The organism is Paenalicyclobacillus ferrooxydans, from assembly GCF_001399675.1.
GTDB classification, from domain to species: domain Bacteria; phylum Bacillota; class Bacilli; order Alicyclobacillales; family Alicyclobacillaceae; genus Alicyclobacillus_B; species Alicyclobacillus_B ferrooxydans.
Map to the genome: position 1 here is coordinate 144,585 of NZ_LJCO01000096.1, position 16,730 is coordinate 161,314.

14 protein-coding genes are annotated in these 16,730 nt (G+C 48.7%); 4 read left to right on the plus strand and 10 right to left on the minus strand.

All coding sequences use genetic code 11. The features are described 5' to 3' along the window. Window positions 1-76 precede the first annotated feature (76 nt). A complete protein-coding gene (locus AN477_RS21345) occupies window positions 77-1,585 on the plus strand; it encodes a GH39 family glycosyl hydrolase (protein WP_083486544.1) in 1,509 nt (502 codons plus the stop codon). A 76-nt stretch (window positions 1,586-1,661) separates the two neighbouring features. On the opposite strand, the gene AN477_RS21350 is transcribed toward AN477_RS21345, so the two are convergent. The 10 genes from AN477_RS21350 to AN477_RS21395 all read right to left on the minus strand — a co-directional run bounded on the left by AN477_RS21350 (window position 1,662) and on the right by AN477_RS21395 (window position 13,372). Further along, window positions 1,662-2,456, minus strand: a complete 795-nt coding sequence (locus tag AN477_RS21350) for a Nif3-like dinuclear metal center hexameric protein (RefSeq protein WP_054971203.1) — start codon at window positions 2,454-2,456, stop codon at window positions 1,662-1,664. Window positions 2,457-2,522: 66 nt separating this feature from the next. After that, complete coding sequence (locus tag AN477_RS21355) at window positions 2,523-4,511, minus strand: alpha-glucuronidase family glycosyl hydrolase (RefSeq protein ID WP_083486557.1); 1,989 nt, start codon at window positions 4,509-4,511, stop codon at window positions 2,523-2,525. A gap of 226 nt (window positions 4,512-4,737) precedes the next feature. Next, complete coding sequence (locus tag AN477_RS21360; RefSeq protein ID WP_054971205.1) at window positions 4,738-5,739, minus strand: ABC transporter ATP-binding protein; 1,002 nt, start codon at window positions 5,737-5,739, stop codon at window positions 4,738-4,740. After that, window positions 5,740-6,729 (minus strand): ABC transporter ATP-binding protein, encoded by a 990-nt coding sequence (locus tag AN477_RS21365; protein WP_054971206.1) that lies wholly within the window; start codon window positions 6,727-6,729, stop codon window positions 5,740-5,742. Then, entirely contained in the window at window positions 6,698-7,663 is a 966-nt protein-coding gene (locus tag AN477_RS21370; protein WP_054971207.1) for an ABC transporter permease, read from the minus strand. Before AN477_RS21370 ends, AN477_RS21365 begins: the two co-directional genes overlap by 32 nt. Further along, on the minus strand, window positions 7,653-8,648 hold the full coding sequence (locus tag AN477_RS21375; protein ID WP_054971208.1) for an ABC transporter permease: 996 nt from the start codon (window positions 8,646-8,648) through the stop codon (window positions 7,653-7,655). The genes AN477_RS21370 and AN477_RS21375 overlap by 11 nt, the downstream gene beginning before the upstream one ends. A gap of 104 nt (window positions 8,649-8,752) precedes the next feature. Further along, a complete protein-coding gene (locus tag AN477_RS21380) occupies window positions 8,753-10,417 on the minus strand; it encodes an ABC transporter substrate-binding protein (RefSeq protein WP_054971209.1) in 1,665 nt (554 codons plus the stop codon). A 251-nt stretch (window positions 10,418-10,668) separates the two neighbouring features. Beyond that, entirely contained in the window at window positions 10,669-11,304 is a 636-nt protein-coding gene (locus tag AN477_RS21385; protein WP_083486545.1) for a polysaccharide deacetylase family protein, read from the minus strand. Between the two features lie 19 nt (window positions 11,305-11,323). Beyond that, complete coding sequence (locus AN477_RS21390) at window positions 11,324-12,295, minus strand: acetylxylan esterase (RefSeq protein WP_054971289.1); 972 nt, start codon at window positions 12,293-12,295, stop codon at window positions 11,324-11,326. A gap of 102 nt (window positions 12,296-12,397) precedes the next feature. Next, the gene (locus tag AN477_RS21395; protein ID WP_054971210.1) at window positions 12,398-13,372 is read right to left on the minus strand and encodes an aldo/keto reductase family protein; all 975 of its coding nucleotides are present in this window, start codon (window positions 13,370-13,372) and stop codon (window positions 12,398-12,400) included. A 325-nt stretch (window positions 13,373-13,697) separates the two neighbouring features. Here AN477_RS21395 and AN477_RS24840 point away from each other — a divergent pair, with 325 nt between their 5' ends. Genes AN477_RS24840 through AN477_RS21405 form a run of 3 tightly spaced genes read left to right on the plus strand, consistent with a single transcriptional unit; the run spans window position 13,698 to window position 16,729 of the window. Next, a complete protein-coding gene (locus AN477_RS24840) occupies window positions 13,698-13,835 on the plus strand; it encodes a hypothetical protein (RefSeq protein ID WP_157062107.1) in 138 nt (45 codons plus the stop codon). After that, window positions 13,832-14,476, plus strand: a complete 645-nt coding sequence (locus AN477_RS21400; RefSeq protein WP_054971211.1) for a hypothetical protein — start codon at window positions 13,832-13,834, stop codon at window positions 14,474-14,476. The genes AN477_RS24840 and AN477_RS21400 overlap by 4 nt, the downstream gene beginning before the upstream one ends. Before the next feature lie 45 nt (window positions 14,477-14,521). Then, on the plus strand, window positions 14,522-16,729 hold the full coding sequence (locus AN477_RS21405; protein WP_054971212.1) for a glucosaminidase domain-containing protein: 2,208 nt from the start codon (window positions 14,522-14,524) through the stop codon (window positions 16,727-16,729). Window position 16,730 lies beyond the last annotated feature (1 nt).

Consider the following 16,730-nt stretch of genomic DNA (forward strand, 5'->3'; position numbering starts at 1 on the left):
AAGATGACAAGGCGTGAACGGAGGTTTCTCAAGAATTCTTACTTAATTGAAAACGATTGTGCATGGGGGTATTTTGGTGCGCAAGATTGTGATTTCTGGTTCAGATTCGCAACCGTTTCCACAGAATTGGAAGTTGTGCGTAGGAACGGGCAGACTTGGGTTAGCTTTGCAGAAAGAGTACCTGGACCACTTGGATTTGGTCCAACGTGAAATTGGGTTTGACTACATTCGCGGTCACGGACTATTGCACGACGACATCGGCATCTACCGAGAAGTTGAAGTCGACGGCAAAATGAAACCGTTTTACACCTTCACGTATATTGATAGAATCTTCGATTCATTTTTGGAACGGGGAATCAAGCCGTTTGTGGAGCTTGGATTCATGCCGAAGGCCCTTGCGTCGGGTGAACAGACCATTTTTTATTGGAAGGGCAATGTGACTCCACCAAATGATTACGGCAAATGGGCGGCTCTAATTCGAGCTGTCGTCCGTCATTTCGTTGAACGATATGGGATCGACGAGATATTAACTTGGCCGTTTGAAGTCTGGAACGAGCCGAACCTCATTAACTTCTGGGAAAATGCCGATGAAGCAGAGTATTTCCGTCTATACAAAGTGACGGCTCAAGCTGTAAAAGCAGTCCATCCAGGACTTCAAGTGGGGGGACCAGCGATTTGTGCTGGGTCGGATCACTGGATCACGGATTTCTTGAACTTCTGCCAAGACGAAAACGCACCTGTTGATTTCGTCAGCCGACACGCCTACACCTCAGCTGCACCGAATAAGAAAACGTTCGAGTACTACTACCAGGAACTCTATCCCCCCACATACATGCTCGGCGAATTCAAACAGGTTCGAGCGTTGATTAAAGCGTCACCGTTTCCAAATCTCCCCCTCCATATCACCGAATACAACACATCGTACAATCCAACGAATCCGGTTCACGACACAGTCTTCAACGCAGCATACCTGGCACGTATCCTGAGCGAGGCAGGAGATTATGCAGACTCGTTCTCATACTGGACGTTTAGTGACGTGTTCGAGGAATCCGATATTCCAAAGGCCCAATTCCACGGTGGGTTTGGTCTCGTCGCCTTACATGGGATTCGAAAACCAACCTATCATCTGTTCGCGTTTTTTAATCGTTTGGGGAACCAGGTGCTTTATCGGGATGATGATATCCTCGTTACAGAACGTCCCGATGGCTCCCTTGCTGTTGTTGCGTGGAACCTCGTATTCGATCAAGGCGAGGGTTTTGAGCGCGAGATGGAACTCGATATCCCATTCTCGGCTGACACGGTGTTTATAAAGCGCCAAACCGTCGACGAAGAGCATGCGAATCCGTGGAAGACATGGCAACAGATGGGCAGACCAAGGTATCCGAGTCGAGAAGCGGTGAATGCACTCAAACATGCTGCAATACCCAGTCTAAGAACCAAGAACGCAAAACCAGAGGACGGGCACCTGAAGTTGCAGCTTACACTCTCGAAAAATGAAGTCACATTGATTGAAATTCACAAGATCGATGACGAGACCCACACTTATGTTGGCCTGGACGACAGTCTCATCACGTCCTATTCATAATCGGTACATTCATCAGTTGTATGAAGTCACAAGCGAAAAAGCTCGCAGCCCCTGTTAACTGCGAGCTTTTCAAACTTTACACGACGTGAAAGCACGGTGAGTCCCCCAGAAAATAAACAGGGACGTCCGGGAACATTCGACTTAGGGTATCAGCAAGATATCGCATCCCAGGTTCTTCACTTTGTTGATGTCCAAGCATGATGAGACCTTTCTGTTGCCCCTGATTCACCGCGTCACGAACGTATTCTGGTGCCTCCCACTCCGGTCCCTCACCAGCAATAATCAGGTCTACGTCTTCCTTCTCAAACAATGGGATGGTGAGTTCGCCACTGCCCCGGTAACCCACCAACAGTCCCACCCTCGAGCATTTCATGGATAGGTCCCCTGCCGCGCGAAGAAAAGGGACCCGCAGTTTCTCTTTCAGAGCTTGCACAACCTGCCAGAAGGTCATCGTCGGGATAGTGAGTGTGGTCGCTGCCATGCGATGCTGATTTACATACTGTTCCCACCCCAACGAGCGCAGTAATCCTGTCATGATGCCGTCTGGCTGGTATCGGTGAATGCCATCGTGGAAACGGAAGATGGCGACGCCGGATTCCTCAATGAGTTTTTGTTTCTCCAGATATACTCCGTTATCTTGCAAAAGGTCTATCTGTCCCAAGTGATTGTAGAACGGTCCTTCATGGGTGATGATCAAATTGGCCCCGCATGCTGCAGATTTTGAAATAACGTTGTTTGTAGCCATAAAGGTCGTGACAATGCCTGTCACTGATGCGTCAGCTTGCCCGGAGATGAGCCTATCTACCTTCAACGGTAAACCTCTGACCGGCTGTAATAGCTTGTCGAGTACATCCTGGATGGTTACAGTCAATTTCCCTCACCTCTCTGTCGAACCTTTAAACACATGACTTCAGCTGCAGCACGAAACTTGTCACTGTTACGAAAAGATCACCCGACCTCTCTCATCCGCGATTCCGGACTTGCGATAGAAATAGGTATTAATCACATCACGCCACTGCTTCGCGTGACTTGCCTGCTCATGAAGACGTTCGAGGACGTGCTCAAACTGACTGTCGTCCAGCTTGTTCTCAAGCTCTTTCCACTTGTCGATGAGGGACATTGCCTGCTCAACGCCTCTGAAATGCGTGTCGTAAATGTACTGGATGACCGTCTCTCCAGAGCGAAGTCTGTGTGTGTAGGGAACATGATGGAAGAACAACAACAACTCTTCTGGACATGTCTCAAGACTCTCGAACAACTCCGAATGTGGGCTGTGATACTGACCCGTGTAACCGGTGCCAGTCTGAACCGTGCGGTCTACTCCAATTCCCTTACAGTCTGCAAAGTGGTACGTGCCCCACTTTGAGTACTCATAGCCATCCACGTTTGGACCATAGTGGTCTCCCGGGTTTACCATCCAACCAACCCCAAGAGGAGCTGTATAGTTCTCATAAATCTGCCAGGACCCAAGCAGCATATTCGATACAATCCTCAGAACATCATAGTTACGGCCAAACGTCAGTGCCACCCATTCGTCTGTGATAGATTGTGCAGACAGCTCAGGATTCCACGCGAGTCTGCCGTATCCGTACAAGTTTGCCTGAGCCAAGAGGTGACCTGTCCAGTTCATGTCGTCCCCAATGTTTGCGACTGCAGCGACACCGCCGAGTGGCCGGTGATGCAGTTCACCACTGACCACTTTTGCAACCGTACAGCCTTGTTCAGTCGAGTGAAGGTCAAAATCGAGGACTTGTTTCCATTGTGGGACCAGGTAACAAAGGTGGCGTTGTTGGCCGGTGTACTCCTGAGTAATCTGTAATTCCAGTACCTGGTTGGTTTGCATCAACCCGCCAAAAAGTGGTGAAACCGGCTCCCGAACTTGAAAGTCCATAGGACCGTTTTTGATTTGGAGGATGACATTGTCATGACACCGTCCATCAAAAGGTGTGAAGTGATCAAATGCGGCGCGGGCTCTATCTGTCGAACGGTCTCGCCAGTCTTGCGTACAGTTATACACAAAACATCTCCAGATGACGATCCCACCATGGGGTATGAGAGCCTCAGCGAGCATGTTTGCGCCATCTGCGTGGTCGCGCCCATATGTGAACGGACCGGGTCGAAACTCAGAATCGGCCTTGACTAAAAACCCTCCGAAATCAGGTATAAATCGATAGATCCGTTCCACAGAAGTCTCCCACCATTGTTTCACGACAGGATCATCTGGGTCAGCCGTCGGAAGTCCCCCTGCTTCGATAGGGCTCGCGAAGTTCACACTCAGGAAGGTTTGAATCCCATACTTACGAAAGACTGCCGCAACACGAGCGACATCTGGTAAAAACTGATCAGTAATGAGATACGTTTCAACCTCGTGAACATTCACGTTGTTGAGTGTGACAGCATTGATTCCGACTGATGCTAGAAGCCGCGCATAATCCTTGACTCGTGTCAGGTCCGCGAAGAACTTATTATCTCGATAAAAAATTGACCTGCCAGCATAGCCGCGCTCAATGCTCCCGTCCATATTGTCCCAGTGATTTATCATGCGAAGCTTATTTTTCGGTGCCTCCATGAGGGAGATACTTGCCACACCCTCCCCCGTCTGCAACAGTCGCAAAAAATGGAACACGGCATAGAGACACCCCTTCGCCGTATTCGCGGTCAGAACAATTCTTTGTCTGCCTTCCTTAACTACACGGTAAATGGCATAACCTTCCTCGCCGAGATGGTCAGCCGACAATCCAGACAACACACACTGAATCTGAAGAGAGGACAGCGTACCGAGTACCACCGCATCGTCCTCGCGGAGCTCCGTCGTCAGTGCAAACTCATACCCGGTCGTTCGAGCCAATCCGTTCAACAATTCCTTCTTTGCTGTTTCGAGAAGCTCTGAGCATTCGTCGCAAACAACCCGCGAAAACCCTTTCATATCATGAACTGGCGCAGTACAGCCTAACCAGGCTTCGTAACTCCTGTCTCGTTCATGGGTTTGATGATGTTGTGGAAGGCTGTGCTTCACTTGTTTGCCCCCTAAAACGAAATCAGTGCCATTCACGGAGCCTGCGGCGAGTCAACCTCTCCGGGCCTACCCAGGGCAAGATGACTTCGTCAGAGACTCACGTGTAATGACACCGTCTTATAAGATACACAACAGCTCACGGGCTGTGGTGACATGCGACGAGGTGTTCACCAACTCGGGATGATGCAGATGCTTGGTTTTTCAGTTCAGGCATCTCCTCGCGACAGATATCGGTCGCGAGCGGGCATCGGAACGCAAATGGACAACCTTTTCGCTCAGAATCCAGATTCGGTGCTTCGTTGGACTGGTCTGTCAAATTTACGTTGCCATGGCTCCCTGGTGTTGCAGCCAGAAGCAGGCGAGTATAAGGATGCAGAGGGTTTTTAATCAGTTCCTTTGAATCGGCCAGTTCCATCATCTTGCCGCCATACATCACCATGATACGGTCGCCAAAGTAACGCGCGGAGGCCAAATCGTGCGTTATGTAGAGGTATGACAAGCCGAACTCACGCTTCAGGTCGTTCATGAGCTGGAGAATTCCTGCTCGAATCGAGACGTCGAGCATCGAAATAGGTTCATCAGCAACAACAAGCTTGGGATTCACTGCAAGGGCCCTAGCAATTGCCAAGCGTTGTCGTTGCCCGCCGGACAACTCGTGCGGAAACTTCACGCGAATCTCCTGTACCGGCGTGAGGCCCACTTGATGAAGCAGTTCCCCAACCTTCTGATACAGCGTCTGTCCCGTATAACCCCGGTGTTTCTTCAAGGGAAAAACGAGATGTTTTTCTATCGTTTTCACAGGGTTCAGCGAGCCAAACGGATCCTGGAATACCATCTGTGCATTCTTCCGATATTCTTTCAATGCAGTGCCCCGAATGGAACTTACATCTTGACCGTCAAAACGGATGGTGCCGCCCGCTGGTCGATTGATACGTACGAGTGTGCGTCCAATCGTACTCTTACCGCTGCCTGATTCACCAACGAGTGCCAAAACCTCTCCGCTTTTAATTGAAAAACTCACGTGATCAACAGGAACAATCGTCCGTTTGCCACTATCGCTGCGGACATGAAATTTAACAACAAGATCTTCTACTTCAACGACGTTTTGATTTTCATTCCGAGGCTCCGTTACCGCCATTTATTTCACCGCCTCTTCGGTATAAAGATGACAAGCGATTAATCTTCCTTCGACGTCTTTTTCGACTGGCGGAACGGTTTTACATGACTCCATTGCGTACTTGCACCGCGGATGGTATGCACATCCAGATGGAAGATTTATCAAGTCAGGCGGGTTTCCGGGAATACCTTCGATTGTGACGCTCTCCGCCGTGAGTTCAGGAATTGCACGGAGCAAACCTTCCGTATATGGGTGGTGACGAGTCTCCAAATTCAGTTCCTTACTGCCTGTAACCTCCACAAGGCGACCTGCGTACATAATCGCAACTCTCTCTGCCAATTCGGCCACCAAACTAAAGTCATGGCTAATAAACAAGACAGCAAAACCTTTAGCCTTCTGAAGTTCCTTTATCTTGTCGAGGATTGACTTTTGAACCACAACATCTAGCGCAGTCGTCGGTTCATCCATGATGACCAGGTCCGGCTCCAGCGCAATCGCAATTGCGATGACGACGCGCTGGCGCATTCCACCAGAGAGTTCGTGCGGGTAGCTCCGAAGGTGTTTCGGATGGATACTAACCAATTCCATCAACGAAACTGCCTTGTCATGGATTTCGTGCTTCGACATCTGTGGACGGTGTGCTTTAAACACGTCCGCAATCTGTTGTTCAATCGTCAACACTGGATTGAGCGCATTCATGGCACTTTGGAAGACCATTGACATCCGGTTCCAGCGGAATTTTTTGAGTTCCTTGCTGTTCAAGTCGTACACGTTCTGTCCCTGAACGATGACCTCTCCGCCCAGTAAAAACGCGCTGTTTCTCAAAAGGTGCATAATCGCGTTCGCTAAAGTACTCTTGCCCGATCCTGATTCTCCAATGAGACCGACAATTTCGTTCGGATAGATGGTCAGCGAGATATTCCGGACCGCCTGAACCACACCACGAGCGGACTCATAGCCGACCGAAACATTTCGAAGTTCAAGCACGGGTTGTGGATTGTTGTTCGACACGACGATGTTTCCTCCTCTTCTGAGAATTCAAGCGTGGATTGGTAATGCCATCAATCGCAAAGTTCATCAACACAAGGCTGAGACCTACCAACCCAATCCCAATACCAGGCGGAATGAACCACCACCAAGCTCCGGTTAAGAGCGCACCGTTCTGACTTGCCCAGTACAACATCGTGCCCCAGCTAATCGAACTCACATTTTCAAAACCGAGGAATGCCAGTCCAGACTCTGCGAGAATAGCTCCAAGCGTTGCGTAGATGACGTTAGCAGCAATGATTGACATCATGTTCGGCGCGATCTCGGTGAACATAATACTTAGCGCAGACTTTCCGGACATCTTTGCAGCAACGACAAAGTCGCGGTTGGCGAGAGACATCGTCTGCGCACGAAAGACCCGAGCACCCCACGCCCATCCGGTCAAACCAATAATCAACCCGTTAATGTAAGGGGTTGAATTTTTCACATAAGACTCAATGACAATGAGCAAAGCCAAGCCTGGAAGCACCAGAAACAGGTTCATCAAGAACGTCAGGATGGAATCTACCCAGCCGCCCCGGTAGCCAGCTGAAATTCCAATCAGCAAGCCGAGTAAGGTCGCAATAATCCCTGCACCGAATCCAACAATAATTGTTGTCCTTGCACCATAGATAAATTGCGAAAAGATGTCCTGCCCAGTATTGGTTGTGCCTAACAAGTGAGCTGCACTTGGAGCCAAGCTCATTGGGAAAGTCGTTGCCGTTGGGCTGTCAGGTGCAATGACGGGAGCAAAGATGGCCACCACGAGAAAAATCGCAAACACAATCAGCCCAGTCAACGATCGACCGTTCTTCAGGAACGCTCCCAAAAAGCCCATCCGATCTATCCACTTACGCTTCGCCCTTCGGTAAACTGGCCCCCCGCCGTTTACACCAGTTTCAGTCTTCTTAAGACTCATTGGCAAGCCCCCCTGTTCTTACACGCGGGTCGAGTCGGCTGTAAAGCATGTCGACAATAAAATTCGCCACCAAGACTGACACAGCGATAATTAAAAAGGATGCTTGAATCAAAGGATAGTCCTCGAGGAGCACTGCATTGGTCAGTTGGTTCCCAATACCGGGATAAGAGAACACTTGCTCGGTCAGGATAGAACCACTGACGACATTACCAATGGCAATCGCAAAACTTGTTAACTGCGGCAAAATTGCGTTGCGTGCAGCGTATGTGAACATCAGTCGACCGGAGCTGACGCCTTTCGCTTCTGCAAACACGACGTAATCCTCGCCGAGAGTATTGATCATATTGTTACGCATTCCGACTAGCCATCCGCTCAGCGAGCCCAACAAGATCGTGATTCCTGGGAGGAAGCCGTGGTAAAGGGCGCTCGCGATGAAGGGCCAGTTAAAGCCAGACGTCAGGTCTGAGGAATAACCATGGTTCATCGGGAACCAATTCAACTTGAATCCGAAGATAAATAAGAATAACAGTGCAACCCAGAAGTATGGTAAAGCTTGAATCGCCATGGTTAAAATCGGGAGTGTGTTGTCAAGAATGCCTTGACGTTTCCACGCAATGTAAATGCCCGCCAAAGTTCCGATTAACACAGCAAAAACAGTAGCGAGTCCAACCAATGCGATGGTCCACGGCAAGCTGTTTCGAATGATATCGATAACCGGCGTTGGAAAGTTGGCGAACGACAACCCCCAATGTCCAGATAGTAGCCCTTTTAAATATTCAAAATACTGAATAATCATTGGTTTGTCAGTAAGTCCAAAGGCCTTTTTCATAGCGTCAATAGCCGCCGGACTCAACTGTCCCTGAAACTTTGCAAACATGATCTCTGCAGGATTCCCAGGCATCAACCGGGGAAGAATGAAGTTTATCGTGATGGCAGCCCAGAGGGACAGGAAGAAGAAACCCAGTCGATTTAGTATGAACCGCAATACGGCCCTCTCCTTTTACCATAGGAATGACTCGCAAGGAGTAAAGAGGAGAAGAGCGGTACTCTTCTCCTCTTCGTTTCAGCATCGTGACTGCAAGCCCCAGATTAGTTAACCGGCTTCAACTGCGAAAGAACATAAGCAGCAGACGGCCAAGTGAAAATAGCTGGGCTGTCGTAAGGATGATTTGCATCTGGCCAACCAGTGTAATCCTTCGTGCTGTACTCATACCACGTTTCTCCATAGAACAGAGGCATGACCGGCAGTTGATTGATCATGACGCCTTCAATTGTTGCCATGGCCTGTTTCTGGGTATTAAGGTCCGTAGTTCCTTTATAAAGGTTAAAGGCTGCGTCCGTTGTCGGGCTGCTCCAACCTTCGGGGTTCCATGCACCATGAGTGTCAAGCATATCGTAAAACGTCTTGTACGAGGTTGCGGCCGTGTTCGTCCAGCCAATCGCCAAGTCAAAATTGTGATTTTGCAGGTTACTCTGGTAGGCACCAAACTGCAACTGTTGCACCTGAACTTGGATACCAATCTTGGCCAGGTCTTGAGAAATCAGCTGGCATGTTTGTACCCAGTCCGACCAACCTGATACAACTTGAATCGTAAAGCTCAGCTTTTTACCTGACGGCGATACAAGGATACCGTCGCTGCCCTTCTTGTATCCGGCATTAGCCAAGATCTGTGCTGCCTGCGTCAGGTTTTGCTTATACGTCAGATTTGCATACTGTGGCGCGATGAGATTCTTGTCGCGTGGTTGTACGCCTGTCGGGTTGAGCGGAGCGACGTAACCATACTCTGCCTGTGTGGCAATCTGGTTACGGTCAATCGCCAGGTTGATAGCTTTACGAACGTTTAGGTCTGCAAGGATTGGGTTCTTCAGGTTCGGGTAGAGCATAATGGCAGAGCCGGCCGGGAACCAATAATGGAAATTTGGATTCTTTGATGCATACACCTGTTGGACATTTGGAATGAACATACCAGCCCAATCAAGCTGACCGCTGACAAGTGCCAACTGTGCACTCTGGTTGGAGTTGTAAGCGTTGAAATCGATTTCCGGAACATGATAACTCTTCACGTCGTAGAAGTTCGGATTCAACTTCAGCTTGAATACCTGCGGCGTAAAACTTTCCAGTGTGTACGGCCCTGTGCCAATCGGGTTGGTTACGTTGACCTTCGTTGGGTCTCCGAGGTTTTGCCAAATGTGTTGCGGCACGATACTGGCTTGCAGTACGTATTCCTGGAAAGGAATGTTTGGTGCGGCGAAGTTGAAGTCAACGACGTAGTTAGACTTTTTGACTACCGATGTGACCACTTTCATGATACCGGAGGTATCAGCATCCGGGTATTTTTTCAACTCGTTAAATGTAAACAAGACGTCATTAGCAGTAAATGGTTGTCCATCTGACCATTTTACGCCCTGACGGAGCGTGACTTCGAGCGTCTTGTTGTTGTTAATCCACTGGTACTTCGTTCCGAGCGCAGGGTAGATATCGTGACTGACTGTGCTGAACATAAACAACGGTTGATAAATCAAACCATTCGTTCCGTATAGTGCTGCAGTGGAGAATGGGTTAAAGTTTTCTTGCCAGTTGCCGTTTGGAGCACCACCCACAAGCGGTTTCCCCATCCCGGTTGATGTGGTAGTTGCCGTGTTTGTTCCAGTGGTCGTGTTGTTGCTGGACCCTGTGCTGTTGCCGCAGCCAGCAAGCAAAGCAGTCATCGTCAGTACGGACAAAATTAAACTCGAAGACTTCACTACTTTCATCCGTTAACACCCCTCGAATTTTTCTACGCAGTACCGTGCCTTAAGCGCTTTCAATACTAGCATCTGTGTGAGCCCATCGAATAGATAGAATCCGCTGGTAAATAAGTTATCTTTGTCTTACTAGATACCCCCCAAATAAATTTGGTCATTGAATAAACTAATTGTATATCATGAATTGTAGTAGCACAAGAAGATCTTTTGGTTCTAAATCCGCGTTTACGACGTTGTTAATCCACGGACTCAAACAGCATTTACTCGTAGACCTGGACGCCAATGTGTTCACTGATACTGGCAAAACAATAACCCATCTTCCGTGCTGTCTCGATAATATATGGAAGCGCCTCGGGTGTACCAAACGCTTGTCCAGCACTGTGGTGAAGAAGAATTGAACCCGATTGCAGATAAGGAATCACATTCGAAACAATGCGAGGTCCCTTGATTCCTGACCAATCAACTGAATCCACATCCCACATCACCACGTGACAACCCAAATCCCATACCAGCTTCAGGACATTGCCATTCACGTCTCCGTACGGCGGGCGCATTAGTTTCGGGCGCAATCCGAGTATATTTTCAATCGCGGTCGCGGTGCGTACTATCTCGTCTATCAGCTCTGCCTCTGTAACTTTAGTCAGATACGGGTGACTCCATGTATGATTTCCAACCGTATGACCAAGTTCCCTAATTTCCCTTACTACACCGGGATGCTTTTCAACCTGACTGCCGATACAAAAAAAGGTCGCCGGAACACCGTAACAAGCTAAAACGTCCAACACAGCTGGCGTATAGTCCGAATCCGGACCATCATCAAAGGTAAGAAATAATGTCTTGTCATGCGATTCGATTTTCTTCAGTATTCGTCCAGTAAAAGTTTCTGGATTGTCCATGTCACTACCTCCAGCTTGCCTATTGAGGGACTGTGCAATCTTGCAGGTACCGCTTTAAAGTGCTGAGTCGTTCAGTTTCAAATGCTGGGATATACTCGTGTCCGAAATAACGATAGTAACAAATTTCCTTCGGACATTTCAGGTGGTTGAAAGCTGCAAACACGGTAGACGGCGGTGTGATGTCATCGATCAAGCCGATTGACACCAGAACGGGGCACGTGATCCATGGCGCCAGATTCATAACATCAAAGTAAGACAGAGTCTTCATAGCTGTTTCTTCAACCATCGGATCCATATTCCGGCGGAAAAATTGGTTAATTTCAAGATACGGCATTGATTGGGCAACATCGACAGCTCGCCGGAAATGACACAGATATGGATACCCGGCAACTGCAACACGAGGAATTTTCGACAGGGCTGCAACAGCTAAGGTGATTCCGCCCCCCTGACTTGCACCGGTCACTCCAATCCTCGATGAATCTACCTCGGGACGTTGTGCCAGCACTTCCATGGCAAGTACCGCATCCATGTAGATACCGAGATAATAATAGGATTCTTTATCCAGGATCCCCTTTGTCATCCAGCCTGCATGGTGACCGTGCGGACTAATCAGGTTATCTTCACTGCCTTGCTGTCCCCGTGTTTGCATCCCGAATGTCGCGTAACCGTGGAGTGCGAGGTTCACAATCTCATGAATCTGACCCTCATAACTCCAATTGTATCCATGAAACACCGCCAGCCCAGGATGGGGGGCATCGGATTTTGGAACAGCATACCACCCCTTGACAACGTTGTTCCCGAATCCCAAGTAGCTCAGTTCATAGACGTTGACGCCGTTCGATGGATATGCCACTTCACGCAACAAGACATTCGATTCATGGCCCAGCGCAGCTGCCTGGGTAGAAGTCCAAAAGTCGCGAAAATCCTCAGCGCGCGTTAAGTTCGGTTTGTACCGCTTCAGTTCTTCAATCGGCAAATCGTACTGTTGCAGCATCCATAGAACCTCCTTGGTGGACGGCGTTTTCGGAAGTCTTGTCCGTGTAATATTAAGCCTGCGCAAGCGACCGATACCCTTCAGTTTACGACGGCAGCTTTACCATAGCGGCACAAAACTATCGAGTTCTTTCAATTCCTTTTCAATTTCAACTAGAATGTCGCTGCTCAGCGCTACTCCCACAGCCTTCACGTTCTCGTCAACTTGCGATGGCCGACTTGCGCCAATAATTGCGGAGCTCACGTTCGGTTGACGAAGGACCCAACTTAGCGCCAACTGGGTCAAACTTAAACCTAAAGATTCGGCAATGTTTTTCAGTCTGGCAACAGTTTGGAGTACCTCGTCTCTTAAGTAACTTTGAATCCATCGATTTGTGCTGTCATTTGCAGCTCGGCTGTCTTTGGGAATGGACTCGCCAAGGGTGTACTTACCTGTTAAAATCCCTTGTGCCAGCGGCGAGAACACAATCTGCCCGATACCAAATTGTTCACAAGTTGGTATCACCTCTTTTTCAATGTAGCGTACGAACATGTTGTAGATGGGCTGATTGGAGATGAGCGGCCGTAAATTACGCTTGTCTTCAATCGCTTTGGCTTGTGTGATTTGACTTGCAGTCCATTCGCTGATACCGGCATAGAGGATCTTTCCTTGTGCGACGAGATCATCCAAAGCACGAAGAGTCTCTTCCAACGAAACCGTTGCATCATACCGATGACATTGATACAAGTCAATATACTCAACCCCGAGACGTTTGAGGCTTGCATTACACTGTTCCATGATGTGTTTACGGGATAAACCGTGATCATTCGGACCTTCTCCCATGGGAAAGAAGACTTTGGTTGCAAGTATGTAACTCTGCCGCGGGTATTTTCGAAGAGCTTCTCCGACAACCTCTTCCGCTTGCCCCCGGTTATACGCATTTGCCGTATCAAAGAAATTGATACCAAGCTCATAAGCACGGTCAATGCACGCGATGGCCGTTTCACGTTCCGTCGTATTTCCGTAAGTCAACCAACTGCCAAGAGCAATTTCACTGACTTTTAATCCACTCGCTCCTACATTGCGATACTTCATTCCTGACGACTCCTTTACGAATCATGTCTTCGACCAAACACCTGCATGCTAGCACAACACTCAACATTGCAAAACCCTCTTTTGGAATGTTCTCGGAATATACAAGTTTGAATGGTCCATAGTGACTTCAGTTACTGCAACTTGAGGAAGCAGTTCCTTCGAATGCGTGTAAAAGCACCTCCCATCGACTGGGATTATTGTGCGTCAATCGGCAGAAATTAATTGTTACAGGCTCTGTCGGATGGTACCTTTATAGCTAGTACAGGCTCTGAAAACGATATATTTGGTAACCATAGACGAACTAAGCCAGTGAGTTCCTGTACCTATGAATATCGCAAACAAAGGCAACGGCACGGTCAAGAATGGCAGAAATCTGTCGAAAGCTGTAGATGTACAGGCGAGATCTGTTCATGTCACTTCTCTTAGAAAGATTACATCGGACGAGATGGAGTTGATGAAATGAGGAAACTTGTTCTAGGGATTGCTGCCACAGCATGCCTCGTAGTGACTGGATGCGGTGCTGGCCCGACTGGACAGGAAATGCCAGTGAACAATGGTTTATCTACAACCGGCACTGGATCAAACCAGATAACGACAGGAAACACGACAACGCCCTCGACAACCAACTCCGCGACCACCAATTCAATGACCAATTCAGCCGGTTCCGGGTCAGCGAGTGATTCTCTGCGGCCTTATACCGGATTTCAGAGCCAAGGACTTACTGTCAGTGTTCCGCAGGGATGGAATTCTTCAACCACGACCGGCGGTGACTACGAGGCAGTCACATTTACAAATCCATCTAATCCGAAAGAGCAAGTTCGCGTGCTTTACTCCACATGTGTGGGGTGCTACATGGGCTCAAGCGGTAAGCCGGATCCAACGAAAGTCATCGGAGAGACAAATCCATCCAATGTGCAAGTCTCGGGGCCTGGCGGATCAATTGCCAATTACACCTTCAGCACATCAGACAGTCCTTATCAAGGCACAGGTATGGTGCAGCTCAGTACAAACGAATCTGGGTACGCCGAGATCGATATCACAGTTAGCCAACCGAATCAACAACTTCGCGATGCCATCATGAAAAGCTTTCATTACGCATCCTAAATTGATATGTAACAAATTTTACATAAGTAAAGGGGCCAAAGACTCTTGAAACGAACGTTGTCGATACTCGCCCTGTCCTCGTCGTTTGCTGTCGTTTTGTCTGTCCACTCCGCAATGGCGTCGACAACACCGTTACTGAGCACGAAAGCTATGTACCTGAACGGGAAGCTGATTTCGAAACCGAGCGGATTTGTAGAAAATGGTACAACTTACGTACCGATTTGGTACGTAGGACAGGTCTTAACTCAAGCAGGAATTTCAGCCACTTGGAAAAACAACGTTTTCAACCTTACCGTTCCGGCCTCCATGAATCCAAAGGTAACGCCGAATACCTCGACGTCAGGAACAGTGAAGATAGCCATTAACGGCCAGGTTGTGATGTCTTGCGACGGGATTGTCGATACTGATCCCGCATCCGACACCCAGACAGAATATGTGCCGATTTGGTATCTGATTCAGGTATTGAACCAGATTCAGATAAGATCCCAGTGGGACGGAACAAACTGGCACTTAACCGTGCCAACCCCTCCTGTTAGCCGGTCGGGGCAATCCACCGCATCATCAACGCCATCTGCCTTCAGTACCAAGAGTATCTATGTCAATGGGAAGTTGATGTCGAAAGCAAGTGGATTTGTGCTGAATAAAACCACGTATATTCCAATTTGGTATGTTGGACAAGCTTTGTCGCATGCGGGAATTTCGAACACTTGGAAAGACAACGTGTTGAATTTCACCGTTCCATCCTCGATGAAACTCAAAATTACTGCGGCTTCATCACAGTCAGGACCGATTAAGATAGCCATCAACGGAAATGTTGTCGTGTCTTGCAGCGGCATCGTCAATGTGGATCCTGCATCAAAGCAACCAACCGAGTACCTCCCGATTTGGTACGTGATGCAAGCGTTGAACCAAGTGCCTATCACATCAAAGTGGGACAGAACCAATTGGTACATGACCTTGTCAGCACCTACGACATCGGGCTCGTCAACATCCAGTTCGTCAACATCGGGCTCGTCAACATCGGGCTCGTCAACGACTCCACAGACGCAGCCAACAGGGACGTTCCCCAACGTAGACCTGCGTTATGCTGCGCCTTCGAACATTAATGCAAGTTCGATAGACGCCTACTTGCTGAAATACGGCTCACCACTCACCGGCCTAGGTCAGACCTTCATGACATCACAAAGCACTTATGGAGTCGATGCAAACTACCTTGTCTCCCACGCAATCCTCGAGAGCTACTGGGGAAAGAGCCAAATTGCTCAGACGAAAAACAACCTCTTTGGGTACGGAGCGTATGATTCTGCTCCAGGTCAAGACGCGGGGTTATTTCCGAGTGAAGAATATGCCATCTTGTTTCAAGGGTGGGAGGTTAGAAATAACTACTTAACACCTGGTTCAAGCGAGTACGTCTCTCCAACCTTGCAAGGGATGAATGTCAACTACGCGACAGATCAACGATGGGCGAATTCGATCGGATCTCTAATGGGACAACTGGCATCATACGTTGGTGATAATGTATCCAGTTATACACAGTACAAAGCAACCAATCAGCCCCCAGCACCGGAGTCGACACAAGAGCCGGTATTTTATACTCAGGCCAGTGCCACGGTTCAAACAGTTCCAAATTACGGAGGATTGCCTTATTATTCATCTCCAGGAGCAGGAAACTCCGAAATGTTTTTTGGGACGCTCCAGCAGGGGTCATTCGGGGGGAGCGTAGCCTCGATGCAGTCTTATCTCAATCAAACCATGAATGCCGGACTGACCGTGGACGGGCAGTTTGGACCACTGACTACAAATGCAGTGAACGCATTTGAGTCTGCACATGGTCTTCCTCAAACAGGACAGTGGACTTTTTCCATGTGGCAGATGTTTAACTCCGCCCCCCCGACTATCCCAGTTGGACAACCAGTTACCGTCAGCAAGATAGAGATGGGCATGGCAAATGGAATTGTCGTTGAGTGGGATTATGTAACTGGCTACGGTTGGGTTGACTCACAGTATCTTCAACTGCAAAATGTGTACCGTGCAGTGGCCTTGCAACCACAAAGTACGAACACCACCATCCATATTTACGGATCGAACGAGCAATCTGTCATCCACACCATTCATTCCGGAGACTTTGTCATCGCCAACTCAACAACACCCCAAGGTGGATTTGTGCCCGTGGAAGTATGTGACCAAAGCACGGGACAAGTGATACAAGGGTACATTTCAACCTCAGAAGCCAATTTGGTTCAGGTGCAATAAG